Origin of the sequence: Nostoc sp. DedQUE07, from assembly GCF_034530975.2 — a bacterium.
In the GTDB taxonomy this organism is placed as follows: Bacteria; Cyanobacteriota; Cyanobacteriia; order Cyanobacteriales; family Nostocaceae; genus Nostoc.
Genome location: NZ_JAVRCC020000011.1, coordinates 13,420 through 37,159, shown reverse-complemented (window position 1 = coordinate 37,159; position 23,740 = coordinate 13,420). Strand labels below are relative to the sequence as shown.

22 protein-coding genes and 1 pseudogene are annotated in these 23,740 nt (G+C 43.5%); 18 read left to right on the top strand and 5 right to left on the bottom strand.

What is annotated here, in order from left to right:
- Positions 1–143: 143 nt before the first annotated feature.
- Positions 144–2,252, top strand: coding sequence for a flotillin family protein (locus tag RMZ95_RS11550; RefSeq protein WP_322682393.1), 2,109 nt, complete (start codon positions 144–146; stop codon positions 2,250–2,252).
- 132 nt (positions 2,253–2,384) lie between these two features.
- Here RMZ95_RS11550 and RMZ95_RS11545 read toward each other — a convergent pair whose 3' ends face one another.
- Entirely contained in the window at positions 2,385–3,044 is a 660-nt protein-coding gene (locus RMZ95_RS11545) for a hypothetical protein (protein ID WP_322682392.1), read from the bottom strand.
- Between the two features lie 126 nt (positions 3,045–3,170).
- Between RMZ95_RS11545 and RMZ95_RS11540 the strand changes: the two genes are divergently transcribed.
- On the top strand, positions 3,171–4,961 hold the full coding sequence (locus RMZ95_RS11540; protein ID WP_322682391.1) for a serine/threonine-protein kinase: 1,791 nt from the start codon (positions 3,171–3,173) through the stop codon (positions 4,959–4,961).
- 10 nt (positions 4,962–4,971) lie between these two features.
- Here RMZ95_RS11540 and RMZ95_RS11535 read toward each other — a convergent pair whose 3' ends face one another.
- Complete coding sequence (locus RMZ95_RS11535) at positions 4,972–5,271, bottom strand: 30S ribosomal protein PSRP-3 (protein WP_094333099.1); 300 nt, start codon at positions 5,269–5,271, stop codon at positions 4,972–4,974.
- Between the two features lie 137 nt (positions 5,272–5,408).
- Here RMZ95_RS11535 and RMZ95_RS11530 point away from each other — a divergent pair, with 137 nt between their 5' ends.
- The 4 genes from RMZ95_RS11530 to RMZ95_RS11515 all read left to right on the top strand — a co-directional run bounded on the left by RMZ95_RS11530 (position 5,409) and on the right by RMZ95_RS11515 (position 8,728).
- Positions 5,409–5,879, top strand: coding sequence for a DUF29 domain-containing protein (locus RMZ95_RS11530; RefSeq protein ID WP_322670035.1), 471 nt, complete (start codon positions 5,409–5,411; stop codon positions 5,877–5,879).
- A gap of 55 nt (positions 5,880–5,934) precedes the next feature.
- Positions 5,935–6,405, top strand: coding sequence for a DUF29 domain-containing protein (locus tag RMZ95_RS11525; RefSeq protein WP_322682390.1), 471 nt, complete (start codon positions 5,935–5,937; stop codon positions 6,403–6,405).
- A gap of 44 nt (positions 6,406–6,449) precedes the next feature.
- A complete protein-coding gene (locus tag RMZ95_RS11520) occupies positions 6,450–7,253 on the top strand; it encodes a TIGR01548 family HAD-type hydrolase (protein ID WP_322682389.1) in 804 nt (267 codons plus the stop codon).
- An 86-nt stretch (positions 7,254–7,339) separates the two neighbouring features.
- Positions 7,340–8,728, top strand: a complete 1,389-nt coding sequence (locus tag RMZ95_RS11515; protein ID WP_322682388.1) for a cytochrome P450 — start codon at positions 7,340–7,342, stop codon at positions 8,726–8,728.
- 58 nt (positions 8,729–8,786) lie between these two features.
- Here RMZ95_RS11515 and RMZ95_RS11510 read toward each other — a convergent pair whose 3' ends face one another.
- Both RMZ95_RS11510 and ruvB read right to left on the bottom strand, forming a co-directional pair.
- The gene (locus RMZ95_RS11510; RefSeq protein ID WP_322682387.1) at positions 8,787–9,590 is read right to left on the bottom strand and encodes a tetratricopeptide repeat protein; all 804 of its coding nucleotides are present in this window, start codon (positions 9,588–9,590) and stop codon (positions 8,787–8,789) included.
- Between the two features lie 319 nt (positions 9,591–9,909).
- A complete protein-coding gene (gene ruvB, locus RMZ95_RS11505) occupies positions 9,910–11,010 on the bottom strand; it encodes a Holliday junction branch migration DNA helicase RuvB (protein ID WP_322682386.1) in 1,101 nt (366 codons plus the stop codon).
- Positions 11,011–11,260: 250 nt separating this feature from the next.
- Between ruvB and hisF the strand changes: the two genes are divergently transcribed.
- Both hisF and RMZ95_RS11495 read left to right on the top strand, forming a co-directional pair.
- Positions 11,261–12,034, top strand: coding sequence for an imidazole glycerol phosphate synthase subunit HisF (gene hisF / locus RMZ95_RS11500; RefSeq protein WP_322675124.1), 774 nt, complete (start codon positions 11,261–11,263; stop codon positions 12,032–12,034).
- A gap of 99 nt (positions 12,035–12,133) precedes the next feature.
- On the top strand, positions 12,134–12,325 hold the full coding sequence (locus RMZ95_RS11495; RefSeq protein ID WP_094348875.1) for a hypothetical protein: 192 nt from the start codon (positions 12,134–12,136) through the stop codon (positions 12,323–12,325).
- Between the two features lie 189 nt (positions 12,326–12,514).
- Here the strand turns inward: RMZ95_RS11495 and RMZ95_RS11490 are convergent, their stop codons facing one another.
- On the bottom strand, positions 12,515–13,996 hold the full coding sequence (locus tag RMZ95_RS11490) for a GTP-binding protein (RefSeq protein ID WP_322682385.1): 1,482 nt from the start codon (positions 13,994–13,996) through the stop codon (positions 12,515–12,517).
- Between the two features lie 296 nt (positions 13,997–14,292).
- Between RMZ95_RS11490 and tpiA the strand changes: the two genes are divergently transcribed.
- The 10 genes and pseudogenes from tpiA to RMZ95_RS11440 all read left to right on the top strand — a co-directional run.
- Positions 14,293–15,024 carry a triose-phosphate isomerase gene (gene tpiA / locus RMZ95_RS11485; protein WP_322682473.1) on the top strand — a complete coding sequence of 244 codons (732 nt, stop codon included), beginning with the start codon at positions 14,293–14,295 and terminating at the stop codon, positions 15,022–15,024.
- Between the two features lie 276 nt (positions 15,025–15,300).
- Positions 15,301–15,906, top strand: a complete 606-nt coding sequence (locus RMZ95_RS11480; protein WP_322682384.1) for a CDP-alcohol phosphatidyltransferase family protein — start codon at positions 15,301–15,303, stop codon at positions 15,904–15,906.
- 33 nt (positions 15,907–15,939) lie between these two features.
- Positions 15,940–16,653, top strand: a complete 714-nt coding sequence (locus RMZ95_RS11475; RefSeq protein WP_322682383.1) for a 2OG-Fe(II) oxygenase — start codon at positions 15,940–15,942, stop codon at positions 16,651–16,653.
- Positions 16,654–16,829: 176 nt separating this feature from the next.
- Positions 16,830–17,585 carry a phosphocholine cytidylyltransferase family protein gene (locus tag RMZ95_RS11470; protein ID WP_322682382.1) on the top strand — a complete coding sequence of 252 codons (756 nt, stop codon included), beginning with the start codon at positions 16,830–16,832 and terminating at the stop codon, positions 17,583–17,585.
- A gap of 194 nt (positions 17,586–17,779) precedes the next feature.
- Positions 17,780–19,435, top strand: coding sequence for a phosphoenolpyruvate mutase (gene aepX / locus RMZ95_RS11465; RefSeq protein WP_322682381.1), 1,656 nt, complete (start codon positions 17,780–17,782; stop codon positions 19,433–19,435).
- A 2-nt stretch (positions 19,436–19,437) separates the two neighbouring features.
- On the top strand, positions 19,438–19,794 hold the full coding sequence (locus RMZ95_RS11460; RefSeq protein WP_409882451.1) for a hypothetical protein: 357 nt from the start codon (positions 19,438–19,440) through the stop codon (positions 19,792–19,794).
- Positions 19,795–19,816: 22 nt separating this feature from the next.
- Positions 19,817–20,977 (top strand): phosphonopyruvate decarboxylase, encoded by a 1,161-nt coding sequence (gene aepY / locus RMZ95_RS11455; RefSeq protein WP_322682380.1) that lies wholly within the window; start codon positions 19,817–19,819, stop codon positions 20,975–20,977.
- A gap of 91 nt (positions 20,978–21,068) precedes the next feature.
- Positions 21,069–22,157, top strand: coding sequence for a 2-aminoethylphosphonate aminotransferase (locus RMZ95_RS11450; protein ID WP_322682379.1), 1,089 nt, complete (start codon positions 21,069–21,071; stop codon positions 22,155–22,157).
- A gap of 226 nt (positions 22,158–22,383) precedes the next feature.
- Positions 22,384–22,860: a hypothetical protein gene (locus tag RMZ95_RS11445; protein WP_322639115.1), complete on the top strand. Its 477-nt coding sequence runs from the start codon at positions 22,384–22,386 to the stop codon at positions 22,858–22,860.
- A gap of 529 nt (positions 22,861–23,389) precedes the next feature.
- A pseudogene (locus tag RMZ95_RS11440) lies at positions 23,390–23,740 on the top strand (PBS lyase); the annotation flags it as partial.

Sequence of the window (23,740 nt, the reverse complement as noted above, 5' to 3'; positions counted from 1 at the left end):
GATGGAGTATTCTGAATCCTGAATTCTGAATTCTGAATCCTTGTTTATTAAATTTTAAAAAAATTACGTCAAGTTTAAGAAATCGAGGCAAGCCTTAGTGAAGTGTTAACTTAGCTAATTAGTTGCCCAGATGGGCACAGATTATGAAAAGCCTTTCATCTTTGCTTGGTACTCGTAAACAAAATAAGGTAGCTCGTTTTGCAGCATCGATCGTAGCAACCTTAGCGATGGCTTCGCCAACGTCTTTGACGATCGCTGAAAGTATTCACTCTGCCAATGCCACGCCTGTAAAAACAACTACTGCATCAGTCCAGCTAAATCAGACCAAACCAAATATTGCTCAGTTACAAATTAGCAGGACTCAATATCAAGCTGCTGGAATTAATCCTGTTGTAGTGGTTCCAATTCTACTTGTGGGCGGTTTAGTTATATTTGTACCCTTATTCTTTGGCGGACTTGTAGTAATTGGCGAACGTGAAGTCGGTATTGTAGTTAGAAAATTTACCCTTTCCGGGCGCGGACTCCCTGCCGGCAGTTTGATTGCCCTCAACGGCGAAGCTGGCTTGCAGGCAGATACTTTAGCTCCTGGTTGGCATTGGGGTTATTGGCCTTGGCAGTATTCTGTAAAAAAAGAGCCAGTGGTTGTCGTCCCCCAAGGAGAAATCGCTTTGATTGTGGCAGCAGATGGTCAACCCAACCCACCAGAGCGGATTTTGGGTAAAATTGTCAGTTGCGACAACTTCCAAGATGCTCGAAAATTCCTCACCGAAGGCGGTGAAAAAGGGCGGCAAATGGGTTTTCTCACCGCAGGTACGTACCGGATCAATACCGCTCTGTTTAAAGCGATCGTGGCAGCAAATGCCAGCGCTCATGGCATGGCTCCAGAACAGTTGCGAGTGTACAGTCTGGCATCGGACAAAGTTGGCATCGTTACTACCTTAGATGGTGTGCCAATTTCTGCCGGCGAACTTGCAGGCCCCATAATTGAGGGACACGACAACTTCCAAAATGGTCAGAAATTTATTAATGGCGGTGGGCGGCGGGGCTTACAAGAGCAAACCTTGCTTTCTGGTTCTTGGAACTTAAACCCTTGGTTTGTCCAGGTTGAACAAGTGCCGATGACGGAAATTCCCATTGGGTATGTGGGTGTGGTAATTTCTTTTGTGGGTAAGGCACATCAAGATGTCAGTGGTGCAGCTTTCACCCACGGTAACTTGGTGAATCCTGGACATAAGGGCGTGTGGGTCGAACCGCTATATCCTGGCAAGCACCCGATTAATTCCCGGATCATGAAGATGGAACTGGTGCCAACGACCAACATTGTATTAAATTGGTCAGATCGCACCGAACGCCACAGCTATGATGCTCAACTGGCTTCCTTGACAGTGCGATCGCGAGATGGGTTTGCTTTTGATTTGGAAGTAGCGCAAATTATCCATGTGGGTGCTTTAGATGCTCCCAAGGTAATTTCTCGCGTTGGTGCAATGCAAAATTTGGTAGACCATGTATTAGAACCAACTATCGGTAATTATTTCCGCAACTCAGCCCAAGACTATACTGTACTAGACTTTCTTACCGCTCGCAGCGAACGACAATCTGAGGCTGCTGAGTATATTAAAACAGCATTGCGGGCTTATGACGTGCAAGCGATCGACACCCTGATTGGTGATATTCAGCCACCAGCGTCGTTAATGCAGACGCAGACAGACCGGAAAATTGCTGAAGAAGAACGCAAGACTTATGAAGTCCAGCAGATGGCACAAACCCAACGGCAGCAGCTTGTCCGAGAAACGGCACTGGCTAATATCCAGCAAGAAATGGTGAAATCAGAGCAGAGCGTGCATATTGCTGAATTAAAAGCCCAAGCCCAAATCAAAGAGGCGAACGGTGAAGCTGAGGGGACAAAACTCCGGGCAATTGCTGAGGCTGAAGGTATACGGGCCACAGGTAACGCCAAAGCTGAAACCTACCGCGCTGGTGTGGAAGCCTTGGGTTCACAAGGTTATACAGCAATGCAACTAATGCAGATTATCGGCGATCGCAATGTCCGCTTGATTCCAGATGTCTTAGTTGGCAGTAATGGCAGCAATAACGGCTTAGTGGATGGGCTACTATCCATGATTTTATGGAATCAAACTGGTAAAGGTGAATTGACACCAACACCTTTGCATCCACAACCAGTAACCAAAGCACAACCAACCCCAGAAAACGGTCATCCACCGATAGTTGTGAATTTTCCTGTAGATAAGTAACATTAGCAACATCTGGTAGGGGCGTAGATATGTGCGCCCCCAATACGGTTTGGATAAGCAGGGGAGGCAGGGCAGGAAATAGTTACAACGAGATACGTTCAGCCTCTTCTGGCAAACTAAAATTCAATCGTTTTACCTTCTAATTGTCCGTCGCGAAAGATAGATTCGCTCTACATCAGAACGAGCAGCGATCGTTTGGATTAACAAAGGGGTAACTTCCGCCACCACAATTGGTGTATAAAGAGATTGATAAATGACCCGTTGGTTACTTTCTTTAAGTTGGTTTACAAGAGGTTGCTGAATTACCTGATAGTGAGATTTAAGAGTATTTAAGTGATTTTGATGCTCAGTACGGTTCGATCCTTGATAAGGCTGAACTGTTTCTCCTTTTAGATGAAAAATGACCTTGATAGGGGTATTACCGCCTTGAGCAATGCGATTAACTAATTCGGTTTCCAATTTGCCAACGAAGCCCTTATTGTTGATTGCTTGAATAGCCTGCTCTAACACTTCCTGACTAATTTGATTGCCAGCAGCATCAAGGGATACACCATAGATATTGCCTTGGGTATCTCTTAGCTTAAACTGCATGATTCCAGTATCAGCTAGAGTTGCTTTGTTAACTACAGTGAGGTGTTCAGCCGCGATACCTATAGTCTTAGAAACCTCTAACTTAGCTTTTTCAGCTAAATTGTTTAATGTTTGTCCTGAGAGCGGAAGGCTAAAGGCTACTGTAGGCACAAATGAGATAACAATAGATAAGCAAACGGTTAGACCTAAGAATTTCTGCATCTTGATAACAAGCTATTTTTACTAGTATTTTTTAGAAATTTTTATACTCGATCGTAAGCAGTTCCGAGTTATAAGTAACTAAAAACAGCTATATTTTATTGTGGATGCTGTGTAGGCAAATAAATTTTGCTTTTACAAGAACGTTATCGTTTACTCAAGCAGATTGATAAAGGTGGATTCTGTAAAACCTTCCTCGCAATAGACGAAGGTAAGTTTCCGCCAGTTCCTTGCGTCGTTCAAGAATTATCGCTGGAATACGAAATATCTAAAAATTTTCAGCAAATGGCGCAAAAGCTAGATGAATTAGGAAAGCATCCGCAAATTCCCGCTTTATTGGCTTATTTTCAGCAGAACAGGCATTTTTATTTAGTGCAAGAGTTTATTGCAGGCACTAATTTAGCTGAGGTGGTTAAAGAAGAAGGTGCTTTTAATGAAACTCAGATTTGGCAACTGTTAGAAGATTTGTTGCCAGTTTTGCAGTTTATTAGCGATCGCCACATCATCCACCGCGATATTAAACCCCAAAATATCATCCGTAGATCCTCAATTACCAAGAAGGGAGATTTCGTCATAGTCGATTTTACCACTGCGAAAATCGTCACAGAAATCGATCGGCTAACATCTGAAACCAGTATTGGCAGTGCAGAATACGCTGCACCAGAGCAGACAAAAGGAAAAGCGGTTTTTGCTAGTGATTTATATAGCTTGGGTGTAACTTGTATTTACTTACTTACCCAGATTCCTCCCTTTGATTTATTTGATATTGCTAATGATTGTTGGGTTTGGCAACAATATCTTACGACCAAAGTTAGCGATATCTGGCGACAAGACTCAAAGAGTCTACGCTTGGCGCAAATCCTCGACAAGCTGCTGCAAAATGCTGTTAACCGTCGCTTTCAATCAGCTGATGAAGTTATGCAAGCAATGGGTATGGAATGTAAAACTCAAAATTTTAAATTACCAAATCCTCCTTGGCGATGCTTACATACCTTAACTGAGCATTCTGGGACATTTAGTAGTGTGAATGCCCTTGCCATTAGTCCTGACGGTTACACTTTAGCCAGCACTAGTGATGACAAAAACATCAAATTGTGGGATTTAAATACTAAAAAAGTCCTAGCTAGCTTGTCAGGACATTCCCAAGCTGTAAAATCAGTTACCTTCAGTCCAAATGGGAAAATTCTGGCAACTGCTAGCAATGATAAAACTATCAAATTGTGGCAGGTTGAAACATTAGAGGAAATCTGCACTCTCTTGGGACACGCACAGGCTGTAAAATCAGTTGCTTTCAGTCCAGATGGGCAGATTCTCGCTAGTGGTAGCTGGGATAAGACAATCAAACTCTGGGATGTCAATACTGGCAGAGAAATTTGCACCATAGCTGGACACCAATTAAAGATAAATTCAGTAGCATTTAGTCCCCAAGGACAGCTTTTAGCCAGCGCTAGTTATGACAGAACGATTCGCCTGTGGCAATTGAGAGCATTTGGAGGCTTTGAGGAAAAATTTGAAAACCGCCCATGCTATAGCTTGTTAGGCACCCTTTCAGGTCATGCATGGGCGGTTTTGACAGTCGCTTTTAGTCCTGATGGTCAAATTTTAGCGACGGGTAGTGATGATAACACTATTAAGTTGTGGGAGGTAAACACTGGTCGGCTAATTTGCACACTTGTAGGCCATTCTTGGTCTGTGGTGGCTGTGGCTTTTACTGGCGATGGCGAAACGCTCCTAAGTGCAAGTTGCGACAAAACAGTTAAACTTTGGAGGGTAAGCACAGCAGAAGAGATTGTTACTCTCTCTGGTCATGTAGACTCAGTATCTGCTGTTGCTGTGAGCAAAGTTACACAATTAATTGCAAGCGGCAGCCGGGACAAGACTATCAAACTGTGGCAGCTTGTAGAACAGGACAATAGCTAATTTTGTAATATCAAGCGCTACCTGTAAAGGCAACTTCTGGAAATTTCAACTGAGCTTCTGCCATTGGACGGTTTCTGCCTTCCTCTTGCCAGTAGTTAATCACTTCTGTTGCTTTGTTAAGCAACTCAACACGATCCAGATCGGTAATCCAATGTTTGGACTCTAATTCCTTTTTTAACTCTTCCCAGGCATCATTTCTGGGCCAAAAAAAGTACTTAGTCAAGGGACTGGTGCCTTTGCCTACAACTTGGTCGACTGCGAGAGCAACGTTCTCGTCTAACCACAAAATTTTCAAAATAAACTTGGTCAATCACACCTCCGGGAATTTCCGGGCATTATTTAACTAGGATAGCGATCGCTTATTTTAACGCAATACCCTATCAAATGACCAAACTGTAATTAGATTGGGCTAGCATAAGGTATAGTCGGCGCTAACTAAAGAGGCTTATGACTGCCCAACTGCCCCAATCTCAAACAACATCTGGTTCAGATTTGTATGAGCAAGACTTTTACCTGTGGATTCAAACCACGGCAGAACTGCTCAAACAAGGTCGGCTCACAGAACTGGATTTGGAGAATTTGATTGATGAAATTGAAACGATGGGCAGGAGTGAAAAGAAAGCACTCAGAAGCAATTTGGAAGTGGTGCTGATGCATCTATTGAAGTACAAATATCAAGCCGAGAAGCGCTCTGGTAGTTGGCGAGCAACAATTCGTGAGCATCGCAAACGCCTCAGACAAGCTCTAGAAGAAAGTCCTAGCCTTAAACCCTATTTTGATGAAGTTTTCGGGCTGTGTTATGACGATGCTAGACTCTTGGCTGCTGATGAAACGGAATTGCATTTGGCTACCTTCCCGGAACACTCTCCCTTCACGCCAGAGCAAGCCCTTAACCCCGATTTTTTACCTGAGCCATAATCACACCCTGATTTAGAAAATTTTGCTGTTAATTTTGAATTCGGAGCGAAGCGACGTGACTGCCCAATTGCCCCAATCTCAAACAACATCTGGTTCAGATTTATATGAGCAAGACTTTTACCTGTGGATTCAAACCACAGCAGAACTGCTCAAACAAGGTCGGCTCACAGAACTGGATTTAGAGAATTTAATTGAAGAAATTGAAACGATGGGCAGAAATGAAAAGCGGTCATTGGAGAGCAATCTGGAAGTCTTGCTGATGCATCTGCTCAAATATCAAATTCAAACTGAAAGACGGTCAAAAAGTTGGCAGTACACAATTCTGGAACACCGCAGGCGAGTCCAAAAAGCACTTCAGGAAAGTCCGAGTTTGAAACCTTACTTTGAGCAAGTTTTCGATGAAAGCTATCAAACCGCTAGACGACTGGCTGTGATTGAAACTGGATTAGCGATCGCTATCTTCCCCGAACAATCTCCTTTCACGCCAGAGCAAGCCCTCGACCCCAATTTTTTACCTGAGTTATGATCTCACGTTTTATGATGATTTAAAACTCTTTTGCTTCCTACCCCATGACTCCACAAACTTCTACAAAGGCGATCGCTATTTTCGATATTGATGGCGTTGTACGCGATGTTAGCGGTTCCTATCGTCGTGCGATCGCAGATACCGTAGAATATTTTACCACCCAAGCATATCGTCCAACCCCGCTAGATATTGACCAACTGAAGTCTGAAGGCGTGTGGAATAACGATTGGGAAGCATCGCAGGAATTAATTTACCGTTATTTTGAAAGCCAAGGACAGAGCCGCGAACAACTGCAATCAGATTACAGTGCGATCGTTGCTTTTTTTCAATCGCGTTACCGCGGCCTAGATCCAAACAATTTTACAGGGTATATCTGTAATGAACCTTTATTATTACAACCTAGCTATTTAGAACAACTTACTCAAGCTGGGATTGCTTGGGGATTTTTTAGCGGTGCAACTCGTGCTTCTGCGAACTATGTATTAGAAAAACGCCTGGGTTTGGAATCTCCGGTGTTGATTGCGATGGAAGATGCACCAGGTAAACCAGACCCTACGGGGCTTTTCGCTACAGTTCGTGAATTAGATAATGGAATTGAGCAAAAATTAGCGATCGTGTATGTGGGAGATACGGTAGCAGATATGTATACCGTCGAGAAAGCGCGGGGTCTAGATTCTTCTCATACTTGGATTGGTGTAGGAGTTTTACCTCCCCACGTACAGGAAACAGCAGCGCGTAGTCATGCTTATGGTGAGACACTAATAGCAGCAGGAGCAGCAGTAGTTTTGCGTAATGTCCAAGAATTGACTCCAAGGCAGATTCAAGAATTGGTGAGTTCATCTGCTTGATCTGTGGTCTAAGATTAATCAAGCTAGGGGTGCATGAATAACTGGCTGATAACAATCTTGCTTTAATCATTGGGAGATTAATAAAAATGTCTGCACTTAAACTTCCTAACGGCCCTCAAACTCACCCTTGGGTACAAACGTATCAGTGGCTGACTAATCCCTTAGAATACATGGAAGACTGTGCTAAAAGCTATGGTGATATCTTCACTCTCCGAATTGGCCCAGTTTTTACGCCTCAAGTATTCATTAGCAATCCTCAAGCGATTCAGCAGATTTTTACGACAGATCCCAAACAGTTAGATTCTGGTGCAGCAGCAGGTTCAGGAACGCCTTTATTGGGGCCAAATTCTCTACTATCCTTAGAAGGAAAACCTCACCAGCGCCAGCGTAAACTGCTGACACCTCCTCTACATGGGGAAAGAATGCAGGCTTATGGTGATTTAATCTGTGAAATCACCAAGCAAGTAACTAGCCACTGGCCAGTCGGGGAAACCTTTACAGTCTTGTCATCCATGCAAGAAATCTCCTTTCAGGTGATTTTGAAGGCTGTATTTGGTCTAAAGGACGGACTTCGTTATGAAAAACTCAAAGAAACACTGATTGCTATCCTGAATCCAAAAAGACCTGTTGTACGGGCAATAATGCTGTTTTTCCCATTATTACGACAAGATTTCGGGCCTCGCAGTCCTTGGGGAAGTTATCTACGTTTGCGGCAGGAAATGGACGATCTCATCTATGCTGAAATTCAAGAAAGGCGATCGCTTGCTGACCAGTCTCGAAGTGATATTCTGTCTTTAATGATGGCGGCTCGTGATGAAGCAGGTGAGCCGATGACAGACATAGAATTACGTGATGAATTGATGACTTTGTTGATTGCAGGTCATGAAACTACCGCTAGTTCCTTAGCATGGGCACTGTATTGGATTCATCATCAACCTGAAGTCCGTGAAAAACTGGTGCAAGAATTGGATAGCCTGGGTGAGAAAAAAGACCCGAACGCCATTTTCCGATTACCCTATTTGAATGCAGTTTGTTCGGAAACAATGCGCCTGTATCCGGTGGCGATGTTGGGATTAAATCGATTGGTTAAATCGCCTCTAGAAATTGCAGGCTACAAATTTGACTCTGGGACTATATTAGTTCCTTGTATTTATTTGAGCCATCATCGAGAAGATTTATACCCCAATTCCAAGCAGTTTAGGCCAGATCGTTTTCTAGAAAGACAATTTACTCCAGCTGAATTTTTGCCCTTTGGTGGCGGGAATCGTCGCTGTATTGGCATGGCATTTGCCCTGTTTGAAATGAAACTGGTATTGGCAACTATACTATCTGATTGGCAAATGAAACTAGCTGATACAAAGCCAGTACTGCCAGTTCGGAAAAGCTTCCTGTTAGCACCAGGCGGTGGTGTACCAATGGTGGTAACTGGAAAGCGTCAGCAAAATCAGCGAGTTCTTGAGACTAACTCAGTGTAAAAACTTGCACAATTAGGTAGGAGCGATCGTTTCGCTTCCCCTGTTATTTACCTGCTAATTACTGGATTTTCAAGAACTTATCCAAAGCAGTAACTAGGCTGGGAGGCCAACGGCGGATATTTTTTACCCAGTCGATATCCTTGTAGCGGCTATCAAGTCCATAAGCTGCTACCCAGTTGCTTTCGGCTTCACCTTGTTCTCCATTTACCCAATATGCAGCTGTGAGGGCGGCACGCACATCAGCAAATTTGGAGTATTTACGGGCGATATTTCGCATTTCACGGATTGCTTGCTCTTTTTGACCGATTTCATACAAAGCCAAGGCGTAGTTAGCACGGGCGAAGGCAAAATTTGGGGCTATCTCATTAGATTTTTTATAGTCTGCGATCGCCGAATCCCATTTTCCTAAACCTGTTTTGGCATTTCCGCGATTGTTATACGCCATCGCATCATTAGGATCGAGTTCTAAGACATGATTATAATCTGCGATCGCATCTTCCCATTTTCCCATCCCTTCCAACGCCGCGCCCCGATTTAAATATGGATCGGTAACATTTGGCGCTAGTTCTATCGCTTTGTTATAATCTGCCAGCGCCTCTTGCAATTTATTCTGACTCACCCGCGAATTTCCCCGGTTACTCCACGCCCCTGCATTAGTGGGAAATTGCTCAATAATCTTTGTCCAGTAAGTTTCAGCTGTAGCAAAATCACCTTGATTCGTTGCTATAAACGCTTGATTGGCCCACTCATCGCCTTGTTTTAACTGTTCTTCAGTAATAGGCGCTTGAGATTGTGCCATGACTGGCGCACCCCAGCCAAACAGAATTAACAAACTGAGAAAAATACTAATCAACTTAATCATCTAGGTTTACCTGTTTATCTTGAAGATGGGGAGTGGGGAGTGGGGAATGGAGTTCAAAGACTCATTCACGAGTATCAAAGACTCATTCACGAGTATCAAAGACTCGTCGTCGAGTATCAAAGACTCATTCACGAGTATTAAAGACTCGTCGCCGAGTATCAAAGACTCATTCACGAGTATTAAAGACTCGTCGCCGAGTATCAAAAACTCATTCACAAGTATCAAAGACTCGTCGCCGAGTATCAAAGACTCATTCACGAGTATCAAAGACTCATCCCCTATTCCCATTGCCCAATGCCCAATGCCCAATTTCCCATAATTACAATAATGACAACTGTTCATTAGGCGGCGTAAATCCCAAATGCTTATATGCTGCCTTTGTCGCCATTCTGCCGCGATGAGTCCGAGTTAAATACCCAATTTGCATCAGGTAAGGTTCGTACACCTCTTCAATTGTTTGGGTATCTTCACCCGTGGCTGCTGCCATTGTTTCTAACCCCACTGGCCCGCCATTAAATTGTTCAATTATTACACTCAGCATTTGGCGGTCTGTCCAATCTAAACCGCAAGGATCTACTTGGAATAGTTGCAATGCTTCAGATGCAATGTTTTCATCAATATCCCCAGATTCTTTTACTTCCGCATAATCACGCACACGCTTTAGTAATCTATTAGCAATACGTGGTGTTCCGCGTGAACGACGGGCAATTTCTGTGGCACCATCTTCTGTAATAGGGGTTTTGAGTAATTGAGCGGTTCGCAGTACAATTTGAGTCAGTTCGTCAACTTCGTAAAATCGGAGTTTTTGAATCAAACCGAAGCGATCGCGCAGTGGTGAAGTTAAAGCACCAACACGGGTTGTAGCCCCTACTAGAGTAAACTTTGATAGCGGCAAACTTCTGATCCGAGCGCTGGAACCCTTACCAATAGTAATATCTAAGCGATAATCTTCCATCGCTGGATAGAGAATTTCCTCTGTCATCCGCGAGAGACGATGAATTTCATCTACAAATAAAATATCTCCAGGCTTGAGGTTCACCAGTAGCCCAACAATATCTCGTGGACGTTCTAGGGCTGGCGCACTAGTAATTTTGTAATTTACCCCCATTTCCGATGCTAAAATCATTGCCATTGTGGTTTTGCCCAATCCCGGCGGCCCATACAGCAGCAAGTGATCCAACACCTCACCACGAGACTTAGCTGCTTTAATGGCAATATCTAGCACATCCTTTAAATCTTTTTGCCCAATGTAATCAGCAAAGCGGTGTGGTCGAATACCTTCTTCTTGCTGTTCTTGCTCATCAATAGCAGCTTCAGGCTGCAAAATATTTTCTGTGGATGTTGCTTTCGCGGACTCTCGACGCTGCTTTGGTTCGCCGTTGGGTTCTGGAGGCTGTTTTTTCGATGAGATTATCGCCATAATTCAGCTATCTATGTTTAAGGGACTGGGGACTGGGGACTGGGGACTGGGGACTGGGAACTGGGGACTGGGGAAGGGAATAGGTTACAGGTTATAGGGTACAGATTATTCATCTATAACCTGTCACCTGTCACCTCTTTCCTAATTCCAATGCCTCATTCCTCATACTTGTGAAAATTTTCGTTTGAGAATACCCGCGCCAATTTAAAATTTAAATTCCGGCTAATTACCCAGAAGTACAAAAGTTATTATGTTATCTAAAAGAATCTTACCGTGCTTAGATGTGAAGGCGGGACGGGTTGTAAAAGGAGTTAACTTTGTTAATCTCCAAGATGCAGGCGATCCGGTAGAGCTGGCCAAGGTTTACAACGAAGCCGGTGCTGATGAGTTAGTATTTCTGGATATTACAGCTACTCATGAAGACCGAGCTACAATTTTAGATGTGGTCTACCGCACTGCTGAACAGGTCTTTATTCCATTGACTGTAGGTGGTGGCATTCAATCCTTAGAAAATGTTAAAGCTTTGTTACGGGCGGGCGCAGATAAGGTTAGTATTAATTCTGCGGCAGTGCGGGAACCAGACTTGATTAATCGGGCAAGCGATCGCTTTGGTAATCAGTGCATAGTTGTTGCTATTGATGCCAGACGCAGAAATAACCCGGAGAATCCAGGTTGGGATGTGTATGTGCGGGGTGGCAGAGAAAATACAGGCTTAGATGCCCTATTGTGGGCACAGGAAGTTGAAAAACGGGGGGCCGGAGAACTGCTAGTCACAAGTATGGATGCTGATGGAACCCAAGCTGGGTATGACATTGAGATTACACGGGCGATTGCCAATGCTGTAGAAATTCCAGTTATTGCTTCTGGTGGTGCAGGTAATTGTGAACATATCTACACTGCCCTTACTGAAGGCAAGGCTGAAGCCGCATTACTCGCGTCACTGTTACATTACGGACAATTAAGCGTAGCAGAAATTAAAAGTTACTTGCGCGATCGCAACGTGCCAGTCAGAACATTCTGTTGATCCACCATTACTCATTTAATGACATCTATCTAAGGTTAGACACACTTCCTGAAAAGGGTGTTAATATTATTTTACAAGTATTAACAAATATTAAGAAATATGTTGCTTCCTATTTTACTTTTTGATGTCGCCCTGGTAGCGTGGTCGCTGCACTTAATGGAAAAAGCCTACGAGAGTAAAGAATTTTCTCTAATGCTAGCTGGTACCTTGGTTGCTCTTGCTGCTGCTGCCATGTTAGTAGTTTACTTTTTGATGGGGCATTGTATGACCTATTTGTTGCAAGTATCCTAGAGAGTGCTGACTGCTAGAGGGGATATTTAAAATTTAGTTTCCAGAAAGCTTGACAAAGTAATAATAACTAAGCAATTATATATAGCTGATTTTAAGAGGATATTTTAAAAGTATCCGAAAGTATAATTTTTGCCTTCTGGAATAAGTAAGTGCAAGGATAAATATAGCTGACCAAACCTAATTTATACATCACTTTTTGAGTTTTACTTTCTGGAGTAATTCATCTTTAATCCGGTTAAGAATTGAAGTCTCATCCAAATTTGTCAAAATTCGATTAATCACTGCTTTCGGGCCATCAGGCCCCCAAGTTGCGCCATTGGCTAAATAAACTTTGGTAACTTGTCCAATACCGTAAGAAGAAACACCAGCTACTCCTCCTTGGGTAATCGCCACCGATATATAAGGGCCTAGTGCAATGCCACCCGTAGCTGTTGCAGAAATTCCCAGTAAAGTTTTTAATCCACTCAAGCCTAAATTTGCTAACAATTCACTAGCACCGATACCGCCCATACTCAGGGCGATTTTTTGTAGCAACTGTACAGCCCCAGCTTCGGTCATAGAGAAGCCATAGAGTTTAGATAAACCCAAAATCAGAGCAATATCAATTACCACACTACTGAGAATATCTACCACAGTTAGAGGATTGAGTGCGATCGCTAATGCCTTAGTCATCACAGCTTTCCAAATCAACTGATTGGCATTCTGTTCCCGAATCATCAGTTTTCGTTCAACCAATTGCTCATTTACAATGTCGGCATAAAGCATGGTATTAAGGGCAACCAAGGCTTTACCTTCACGATGCAGAATTTCCAATATTTTCAGCTTCAGTTCCTCGACTTGGGCATTCCCTGTACGCAACTGTATGCCCCTCGTACCATCAGGGCGACGAATCGCCGTCTTCACCAATGGCGATGCCGCAGCCATAACAATTTCCAAAGGTGTGAGTAATTCCCGCACCCTTTCATCCCGGATTTTGTGATAAATTGCCATCCGGTCTGCTTCTGGATACTGGTCTACTTTGTTAAACACCAAAACAATCGGTTTACCTGCTTCCCGCAACTGAGAAAGGGCTATGTATTCCAGTTTTGTCATATCGCCAGAGATCACAAACAGAATCAAATCTGCTTGTTTTGCAATCTGTTCAGCTAAGGCGGCACGAGTTGCACCATCTACTTCATCTAACCCAGGAGTATCAATTAATTCCACCTGGGATTGACCTACACCAGGAAGAGTCACACGCAAAGCACGTTCAGTTTCCCCAATCATCTCCTCGCTAATACTCCAATTAACTGTTTGTGCAGTACGGGTGACACCGTGCAGCGGCCCAGTTTCAAATACCGTTTGCCCAACCAAAGCATTTAGTAGCGAAGACTTACCACGTCCCACCATGCCAAAAGCCGCAATCTGCACCACCATGCGGTCTAACTTCCCTAGCATAATTTCCAAATCAGCAATTTCTGCCTCCAATCCGGTTTTTTCCTGGGGAGTAAGATCGAGATTGGCTACCAAGTTTCGCAACGCTGTTTGTGCTTGTTTATAGTTCAGTTCCGTCTGAATGTCTTCAAAACTGAAAATAGCACTATCCAATTCTTCCTCCCAGCTGAGAGAATTTGCGTCAGTGTTAGCGGAATCGCTTTGATGAGGTTCAGGCACGGGCAATGTCGAAGTCATATTAATTTTAGATTTTAGATTTTAGATTTTAGATTTTAAATTTTAGATTTTAAATTTTAGATACAGTTCATTTACTATCCTAGTTATTTTTATGAGGCGTTTGGCGAGACGATGCAGACAAAGGAGACAAGGGGCAAGGGGAATAAATATGCCCAATGCCCAATGCCCAATGACCAATGCCCAATGCCCAATGCCCAATGACTAATGACTAATGACTAATGACCAATGGCTAACAAAACGTCATAAACTGAAAAATGCATCTAATATAACGCGTTAGGATCTTGACTAAATTACCTGTGCGGAAAATCGTTATTGCCGGCAACTGGAAAATGTTCAAAACCCAGGCAGAAACCCAAGAGTTTTTACAAGGATTTCTGCCTCATTTAGAGGAAACCCCCCAAGGGCGAGAAGTGATATTGTGTCCTCCTTTCACTGATTTAAACGTTTTGTCCAAGACTTTGCACGGTAGCCTCATCCAACTGGGGGCACAAAATATCCATTGGGAAGAATATGGAGCCTATACGGGTGAGATTTCTGGCCCAATGCTGGCAGAAAGTGGTGTGCGCTTTGTGATTGTCGGTCATAGCGAACGACGGCAATATTTTGGAGAAACGGACGCCACCGTTAATCTGCGCCTCCGAACTGCTCAAAGGTTTGGTTTGACTCCAATTCTTTGTGTTGGCGAAAGTAAACAACAACGAGATGCGGGAGAAACTGAATCACTGATTGCTCTCCAACTCGACAAAGCCTTGGTAGATATCGATCAAGATAATTTGGTGATTGCTTACGAACCGATTTGGGCGATTGGCACTGGCGACACTTGTGAAGTAGAGGAAGCTAATCGAATAATTGGCTTAATTCGTAGCCAGTTGACTAATCCGAATGTATCAATTCAATATGGCGGCTCAGTCAAGCCGAATAATATTGATGAGATTATGGCTCAACCAGAAATTGATGGTGTCCTCGTGGGAGGAGCAAGTCTAGAACCTGAGAGTTTCGCTCGGATTGTGAATTTTAAATCACTGTGATGTGCTTTTTTCTCGTTCCCATGCAGAGCATGGGAATGCCTAATGTAGATAAGAAGAATTTAGAACTCAGGAGCGGAGCCGGAGACGCTCCGCCTCCGGTCAAAATTCAGAATTGAATTTTGTAAGACTATTTTTAATGACAAATGTTCCAGATATTAAGTATTCAGAAGTTGGAAATCTTTATTTCCCACCCACTTACTTACTCTAATGGATGTTGCATCCAAATGAGAACCGCTATATATATATTCCAAGACTAGATCAAATTTAAGTTCATCTATGATCGCAAAGCCTTGGGATGCTCAACTTGCTTACTGGCTAATTAAACCTCTAAAAGACAGTTGGGTAAATCCCAATCATCTTACTACAGTGCGACTTTTGACAGGGTTGGCGGCGGCTGTCGCCCTCGCAGTTGGTAATACCATTTGGGTTAATGTTGGAGCATGGTTATTTGCTTTATCTAACTTTCTCGATCATACAGACGGTGAATTAGCTCGTTTGAGTGGGAAAAGTAGCAAATGGGGACATCAATATGACCTTACTAGTGACGCTATCATCCATATTCTATTGTTTGTGTGTATGGGATATGGTCTTAGGGAGGGAAAATTTGGTTGGTGGGCGTTGGTGATGGGGATAATATCTGGCGTGTCTGTTGCTTGCATCTTTCATTTGCGAAACCAAATGGAACAACGTTTAGGTAAAGATGCCAGCCGTCAACCAAATTTCGCCGGCTTTGACATTGAAGACGTGCTATATTTGTTTCCCATAGTTCCCTTACTGAATGGACTAGAGCCGTTATTAATGGCAGCGACAATTGGCGCGCCAACCTTTGCAGTATGGGTAATTTGGCAATTTTGGACACTCCCGCAGCCGGAATCAAACTAGATAAGGAAGCAGTGAGAGAATAAATAATTATCAATGGAGCTTCAAACTGAAATTGATAAAGCTATAGCAGCCGTTGATTACCAGAAACTTCAAGCTGAGTTTCAAGCTCAAAATGAATTTTTGGTGGTTGAAAACTTTGTCCCTAACTCCATTATTGAGCAGTTTTTGGCACTGTTGCCGTCTTTGCAACCTGCTATTAACCGCAACTATATTCCCAATCATAAAAAGGGCGGTAGTATCAGCCGCTATAGCTTAGATAGCCTTGCTCCGATTTTCGGAGAGTTTTATCAACTCAGTGCCTTTTTCGAGTTCCTGAACAAAATTACGGCAGAAAAGCTCCTTCCCTGTCCTGATACCGATCCCCATACTTACGCGCTGTACTATTACACTGAGCCTGGAGACCATATCCAGTATCATTACGATACTTCTTACTATCGCGGAAAACGCTATACAGTGTTGCTTGGTTTGGTTGATAATTCATCCAGTAAGCTGGAATATCAACTCTACAAAGATATTCCAGAAGGGGAGACACAAAGGCGATCGCTCTCTTTAACCCCTGGTACTCTAGTATTATTCAATGGTGACAAACTTTACCACAGAGTTACCCCTTTGGGTGACAACGAAAAGCGCATTGTTTTGACTTTGGAATACGTTACCGACACCCGCATGGGTATGCTAAAACGTTTTGTCTCAAATATGAAAGATGCGATCGCCTATTTTGGTTTTCGCCAAGTGTTTCGCTCTTAGCACTACCATTTTCCCTTCTGCCTCACTTCGACTACGCTCAGTGACCACCTGCCTCCTGCCTGCTCTATGTTAAGAATTAATTAACAAATATTGTCTTGAGCAAAAAACAGTCATTATAAAATACTGGGAAAATTTCCAGATTTACTGGTGTCTAAGCTACTGTTGGTGATTTGACGATGAAGGCAATTATCTTAGCTGCTGGCGTTGGACGACGCTTAGGTAAAGATGGGCAAATCCAACCCAAATGCTTACTGAATTTTAATGGCAAATCTTTACTAGAGCGCCATTTTAACAATCTCCGTCATTACCAAATTGATGAAGTAGTGATTGCTGTGGGTTATCAAGCAGAAAGAATTCAGGATGAAATCAAAGCATTAGGAGCCGAAAGTTGGGTCAGTACAGTTTATAATCCTGACTACACCAAAGGCAGTACGATCAGCCTTTGGACTGTACGTCAGCATTTAGTTGCTGGCGATGACATATTATTAATGGATGCAGATGTATTGTGCGATCGCCGCATCATCGAACGATTGGTAAAGACAAATATCCTCAACAGCTTTTTATTAGATCGGGATTTTGAACCGGGAGATGAACCCGTAAAGCTTTGTGTTAGAGATAATTATCTCGTGGAGTTTCGTAAACAACTAGCTCCTGGTTTAGCTTATGATTTTGCGGGTGAGTCAGTAGGATTCTTTCATTTTGAAAGTGCTGTTGCTCGCCGTCTTGCGATTCGCACAGAACAATATGTTGCAGACGGACGGGATAATGAACCTTATGAAGAAGTAATTCGGGATCTGCTCTTAGAAACTCCAGAAACATTTGGCTACGAAGACATTACTGGTTTACCTTGGCTCGAAATCGATTTTCCCCAAGATATTCAACGCGCCCAAAACGAGATTTTACCTCAGATAGAAGTCGCAGAACATGTCTGAAAATATCTTCATTTATAGCGGTTTTGGTTTGGATGCATTACAGTTTGACCTCTCTCCAAACCTCTCTCCTAAAAGGAGAGAGGCTTTGAATTCTTACCCCCTTCCCTACAAGGGAAGGGGCTGGGGGTTAGGTCTGTATTCCATGCAATTGAAAATCGCTAGCCATATTATATAGGTTGAGAAAAGCAGAATAAATGCATCAAATATTTGCACCCATTGACACCGCTGCAAAATTAAATAAATGTGCCCAATTACGGTTATTACTAGAATCGCCTCAACTCGACTTCATTATGGAAGCTCACAATGGGATTAGCGCCCGGATTGTGGAAGAGGCTGGATTTAAAGGAATTTGGGCGAGTGGACTAGCCCTTTCGGCTCAGTATGGCGTTCGAGATAATAATGAAGCCAGTTGGACTCAAGTTGTAGAAATGCTTGAGTTTATGTCTGATGTCACCAGCATCCCGATTTTATTAGACGGCGATACAGGTTATGGCAACTTTAATAATATGCGTCGCCTGGTCAAAAAGTTAGAACAGCGAGGAATTGCTGGAGTCTGTATTGAAGATAAGCTTTTTCCCAAAACCAACAGCTTTATCAATGGTAGTCGCCAAGCTTTAGCTGATATTGATGAATTCTGCGGCAAAATTAAGGCGGGTAAAGATAGTCAGACAGATGCAGATTTTTGCATCGTCGCCCGACTCGAAGCTTTGATTGCCGGCTGGGATCTTTCGGAGGCGCTGCGCCGAGGTGAAGCTTACCACGCCGCAGGAGCAAACGCGATTTTGATTCACAGTAAATCATCGCGCCCCGATCAAGTGCTAGCCTTTGCTAAAGAATGGGCGGGTCGTTCTCCGTTAGTGTTTATACCGACTAAATATTACAGCACACCTACTGATGTTTTTCGCAAAGCGGAAGTGAATTTGGTCATTTGGGCAAACCATCTGATTCGAGCTGCTGTTGCTAGTATGCAAGCGATCGCCCGCGAAGTGAAAGCCAGCGAAACTTTAATCAACATTGAAGATGATATTGCTCCCGTAAAAGAAATCTTCCGGCTACAAGGGGCAGATGAACTCCAAGAAGCTGAAAAACGCTACTTTAACAACGGACGACAAAATACCCAAGCGATCGTTTTGGCTGCTAGCAGAGGCCAAGAATTAGCAGGATTGACGCAAGATAAACCAAAAGTAATGTTACCTCTTGGAGGTAAACCTCTACTCAGGTTGTTAGTAGACAAATTCAAGAAACTTGCCATCAATGATATTACCGTTGTCGCCGGTTACAAAGCAGAAACCATCAATGTTCCGGGGACTAAAGTCATCCGCAACCCAGATTATGAAACAACGGGAGAATTAGCATCCTTAGCCGTAGCTCAAGCTAGTTTTGGCGAAGAAATGCTGGTGCTTTACGGCGATTTACTATTTAGAAGCTACATCTTGCGAGATTTATTAGAATGTCCCGGAGAAATTGTGGCTGTAGTTGATTCTGTAGCCAACAGCAAGTCTGTTAGCGGTTCACCTGACTACGCCTATTGCTCAATTCCAGACGATCTTTCTCTGTTTGGACAGGATGTCAACCTGTTGAACGTTTCTAAAACGACACAAACGCAATTAGGAAAGTCTAGCGGTCGCTGGATTGGGATGTTGCGCTTGCGGAGTCAAGGTAGACAATGGGTTAGTGAAGCACTCAATGAGTTGCAAAAACGACCGGAATTCAATAGTCTGGGTTTGCCAGAATTATGCAATTATTTAATCGAGCAAGGCAAACCGATCAAGGTGCTTTATATTCGCGGTAACTGGTTAGATGTTAATTCTTTAGACGATCTTGACCTTGCTTTTCAATTGAAACAATAGAAATGGGGCATGGGGCATGGGGCATTGGGCATTGTGAGGTCGGAGTTTTGAGTGCAAAGGCTGAAGTTTCGAGTTCAAAGGCTGAAGTTCCGACTTCAAAGGTCGAAGTTTCGAGTTCAGAAGTCGGAGTTTCGAGTTCAGAAGTCGGAGTTTCGAGTTCAGAGGTCGAAGTTCCAAGTTCAGAGGTCGAAGTTCCGAGTTCAGAAGTCGGAGTTTCGAGTTCAGAGGTCGAGGTTCCGAGTTCAGAGGTCGAGGTTCCGAGTTCAAAGGCTGAAGTTCCGAGTTCAGAGGTCGAACTAATAATCTTTCCTCCCCACTCCCAACTTCCCACTCCCCATTTCAATCGTTTAAATACCTGAAAATAGCTGTAAATTTATAATTATGATTCAGGCAGAAGAATTTGTAGAAGCTGCGCGTAATCTTGGCTTTGGCTGGTACACAGGCGTACCCTGTTCTTTTCTCACGCCTTTTATTAACTACGTCATCAATGACGTTCAACTTAAATATATCTCCGCAGCCAATGAGGGAGATGCAGTAGCGATCGCAGCTGGAGCCGCAATTGCTGGAAAACCAGCTGTAGTAATGATGCAAAACTCTGGTTTGGGAAATGCAGTTAACCCGCTAACCTCCCTAACTTATATCTTTCGGATTCCACTGCTGCTGATTTGTACTTTAAGAGGCGATCGCGTGTTGCAAGATGAACCGCAACATCAATTAATGGGGCAAATCACAGAGAAATTGCTGCAAACAATGACTATACCTTGGGAATATTTTCCTACAGATGCAGCAGAAATAGAACCAGTTCTGCAAAGAGCCACAGCCTATATGCAACAAGAACGCTGTCCTTATGCTTTAATTATGCGTAAAGGAGCGATCGCCCCCCATGCCCTCACCCGTTCTTCTATCCCCGAACGAGAAAATACTAGTAGCGCTCATATTCAGCAAAGCTTTTTTCGGGATAACAAAGAACAACGCATATCTCGCAGTGAAGCATTAGCTCGGATTGTGGAACTTACCGATCCAGAAAACACTGTAATAATTGCCACCACCGGATACACGGGACGCGAACTCTTTGCTAGTAAAGACAGTGCCAATCATCTTTATATGGTCGGCTCGATGGGCTGCGCTTCCTCAATGGGATTGGGATTATCCTTAGCGCGGAAAGACCTGAAGGTAATAGTAATTGATGGTGATGGGGCAGCATTAATGCGAATGGGTAATTTTGCGACCATCGGCACTTATGGCGGTGCTAACTTGACCCATATTCTGTTAGATAATGAAGTCCACGATTCCACAGGCGCACAAGCCACTGTTTCGGCGGGTATTTCCTTTGCCAAAATTGCCGAAGCGTGCGGTTACGGCGTGACATTAGCCGGAGATGACCCCGCCCTTTTAGATACTTTATTTACCGCAGATGCTAACACCAGACCTAAATTCGCTCATTTAAAAATCCGTCCCGGAACTTTAGAAAAACTACCCAGACCCAACATCACCCCAGAAGCAGTTTTACAACGCTTCATGAAACACATTGGTAATTCGTAATTCGTAATTCGTAATTCGTAATTAATAAATTCAAAGTACAAACTCTTTATTTATTAATGACCAATGACAAATGACCAATGACCAATGACAAATGACAAATGACAAAATGATTTTACTAAATCCCGGCCCCGTTAATTTGAGCGATCGCGTCCGAAACGCCTTATTACGTCCCGATTTATGCCACCGTGAAGTAGAATTTTCTCAACTTCAAAGCAGAATCCGCGAACAGCTACTTCAAGTTTATGGGCTTGGAAAAGATCGCTGGGCAGCAGTTCTCCTGACCGGTTCTGGAACCGCCGCGATGGAAGCAATGATTAGTAGTTTAGTACCCACAAACGGAAAATTACTAGTCATTGAAAACGGTGTATATGGCGAACGACTATCCAAAATCGCCAAAATTCACGGCATTGATTACATCACACTTTCCCATCCTTGGGATGCCGAAATCGATATCAAAGCTTTAGTCAAACTCCTAGATGAAAACACCGACATCACCCACCTTGCTGTTGTCTATCACGAAACTACTACCGGCCGCTTAAATAATTTGGCAGAACTTGCCCCAATTTGCCAAGAACGCCGTATCAAACTATTAGTAGATGCAGTCAGCAGCTTTGGTGCTGAGGAATTAAATTTTGCAGATTGGGGAATCACTGCTTGCGCTGCGACAGCGAATAAATGTCTGCATGGCGTTCCCGGAACGTCCTTTGTCATCCTGCAACGGGATGCACTGCCTTCAGTAGACACAATCCCCCGCACCTTATATTTAGATTTAGGAACTTATTACCAGCAGCAAGAACGAGGCGGCACACCTTTTACGCAATCAGTACAGACATTTTATGCTTTAACAGAAGCTTTGCAAGAAATGGCAGAAGCAGGAGGTTGGCGTGCCAGACACAACCATTACAACCAACTTGCCAGCTTAGTTAGAGACGGGTTAGCCTCACTCGGAATTAAACCCTTACTTCCTCTTGGCAGTTCATCCGTTGTCTTGAATGCCTACTACTTACCAGACGGTTTCAGCTATGAAGAATTTCACGACCAACTGAAAGCACGAGATTATATAATTTATTCTGGACAGGGGAATTTAGCTCAATCAATCTTTCGAGTCTCGACAATGGGAGCTATTACCCAAGCCGACATGGAACGCTTTGTTGGCGTTGTTAAAGAAATTATTCGGTAAACTGACTTGAAGCGTAAGTTTTACCCCTCCCTAACCCTCCCCTTGCAAAGGGGAGGGAACCGGATTTTTCTTGTTTCCCACCTTTACAAGGGGGGATTAAGGGGGGTAATTCGACTTGTGTGTAAACCAGAGAGGTTATTTTCCCCACTCCCCATTCCTTAAATACTGTGCGATCGCATTTACCAGTGGGAATCATAACAAACAGATTTACCACAGTAAATAACCAATGGCTTACCAAAATATTACAGGCTCCCTTTCCCCAGCAGATATTCAAGAAATTAAAGCAGCGTTTGCGACTATCCAAGCGAAGATGCCTTTTCTCGTAACCCTGAGTGTGGAAGAACGACGCAAGTTATTTAAGATGGGCGATAAAAGCCTAGCTTTCGTCAATACCAGCCTGACTGCGGCCCAGTCTAACCGAGATATTCTCCCAGCCAGCTTTGATGTCGATGAATTTGTGCGGGATTATCAATTAGCAATCACACTTACTGAGCTTTTGATTGGATTGCGACAACTGACAGAACAAGTAGATGATACCTTAATGGCAGTCGGCAGCGAAGCAATGGGCAGTAGTTTGACAGTTTATGATTACGTCAAGACTGCTGCTAAGAAAACTCCAGGGTTAAAAAGTCTTGCCGAACAGTTAGGCGATCGTTTTAAAGCTATTAAAAGTAAACCTGCTAAAGCTGCTTCTGGTTCATAGGCTTTAAACCTCGCGGGAGAGTCTTTAGGGATTTCCAACCAATAAATTATTCAATCTTGTGGGGCGGGCATCTTGCCCGCCTTTAGCTATGGGCGGGCGAGACGCCCACCCTACAAGAATTATTTGAGTCCTTTTTTATTTGAAAGTTCTTTAATACTCGCGGGAGAGTCTTTGATACTCGTGAGCGAGTGTTTGATACTCGTGCGAGAGTGTTCGATACTCGTGGACGAGTCTTTTATACTCGTGCGAGAGTGTTCGATACTCGTGGACGAGTCTTTGATACACGTGAGCGAGTCTTTTATACTCGCGGGAGAGTCTTTTATACTCGTGGACGAGTGTTTGATACTCGCGGGCGAGTCTTTTATACTCGCGGGCGAGTCTTTTATACTCGTGAGCGAGTCTTTTATACTTGTAAATGCAGATCGTCTACTACTTGTTGATACCAAATTGCATTCTCAATCAGGAATTACGGATTGCAAGGTTGTTATTATACTCATAATCGGGTCTAATCTGCCACCTTGCTCCAAACATGGTTACAACTCTCCACCACCGCAGCAAGCCTTCTCGCTTTATCCTTTATGCTTTAGCCTTTATCCTTTCTTTTCTTTTTTGTCTACCTTGGGTAAACGCCAAAGAAACCCCCAAACCCAAACCGCAAGATTGGCAGATTAACGGTATAGTAGCAGCCCTTGACGACAGCTACCCCAAAGTGAAGGGATATGCTTTTGACCAATTAGCTACATATGAGCTAAAAGACTTGAAAACCGTGATTAAGAAACCGGAGGACATAGCACAGAAAGTTGCCAACATCCTCAAAGATGAAAAGGTTGACTCAAATGTTCGTGGCAGGGCGGCAGAGGCATTGAGCAACTTCAAGCAG

Bases quoted from the DNA above. Each gene is read 5' to 3' on its own strand.
- RMZ95_RS11550 (WP_322682393.1), top strand. From the start codon at position 144: ATGAAAAGCCTTTCATCTTTGCTTGGTACTCGTAAACAAAATAAGGTA.
- RMZ95_RS11545 (WP_322682392.1), bottom strand. From the start codon at position 3,044: ATGCAGAAATTCTTAGGTCTAACCGTTTGCTTATCTATTGTTATCTCA.
- RMZ95_RS11530 (WP_322670035.1), top strand. From the start codon at position 5,409: ATGACTGCCCAACTGCCCCAATCTCAAACAACATCTGGTTCAGATTTG.
- RMZ95_RS11520 (WP_322682389.1), top strand. From the start codon at position 6,450: ATGACTCCACAAACTTCTACAAAGGCGATCGCTATTTTCGATATTGAT.
- RMZ95_RS11515 (WP_322682388.1), top strand. From the start codon at position 7,340: ATGTCTGCACTTAAACTTCCTAACGGCCCTCAAACTCACCCTTGGGTA.
- RMZ95_RS11510 (WP_322682387.1), bottom strand. From the start codon at position 9,590: ATGATTAAGTTGATTAGTATTTTTCTCAGTTTGTTAATTCTGTTTGGC.
- ruvB (WP_322682386.1), bottom strand. From the start codon at position 11,010: ATGGCGATAATCTCATCGAAAAAACAGCCTCCAGAACCCAACGGCGAA.
- hisF (WP_322675124.1), top strand. From the start codon at position 11,261: ATGTTATCTAAAAGAATCTTACCGTGCTTAGATGTGAAGGCGGGACGG.
- RMZ95_RS11495 (WP_094348875.1), top strand. From the start codon at position 12,134: ATGTTGCTTCCTATTTTACTTTTTGATGTCGCCCTGGTAGCGTGGTCG.
- RMZ95_RS11490 (WP_322682385.1), bottom strand. From the start codon at position 13,996: ATGACTTCGACATTGCCCGTGCCTGAACCTCATCAAAGCGATTCCGCT.
- RMZ95_RS11480 (WP_322682384.1), top strand. From the start codon at position 15,301: ATGATCGCAAAGCCTTGGGATGCTCAACTTGCTTACTGGCTAATTAAA.
- RMZ95_RS11475 (WP_322682383.1), top strand. From the start codon at position 15,940: ATGGAGCTTCAAACTGAAATTGATAAAGCTATAGCAGCCGTTGATTAC.
- RMZ95_RS11470 (WP_322682382.1), top strand. From the start codon at position 16,830: ATGAAGGCAATTATCTTAGCTGCTGGCGTTGGACGACGCTTAGGTAAA.
- aepX (WP_322682381.1), top strand. From the start codon at position 17,780: ATGCATCAAATATTTGCACCCATTGACACCGCTGCAAAATTAAATAAA.
- RMZ95_RS11460 (WP_409882451.1), top strand. From the start codon at position 19,438: ATGGGGCATGGGGCATGGGGCATTGGGCATTGTGAGGTCGGAGTTTTG.
- aepY (WP_322682380.1), top strand. From the start codon at position 19,817: ATGATTCAGGCAGAAGAATTTGTAGAAGCTGCGCGTAATCTTGGCTTT.
- RMZ95_RS11450 (WP_322682379.1), top strand. From the start codon at position 21,069: ATGACAAATGACAAAATGATTTTACTAAATCCCGGCCCCGTTAATTTG.
- RMZ95_RS11445 (WP_322639115.1), top strand. From the start codon at position 22,384: ATGGCTTACCAAAATATTACAGGCTCCCTTTCCCCAGCAGATATTCAA.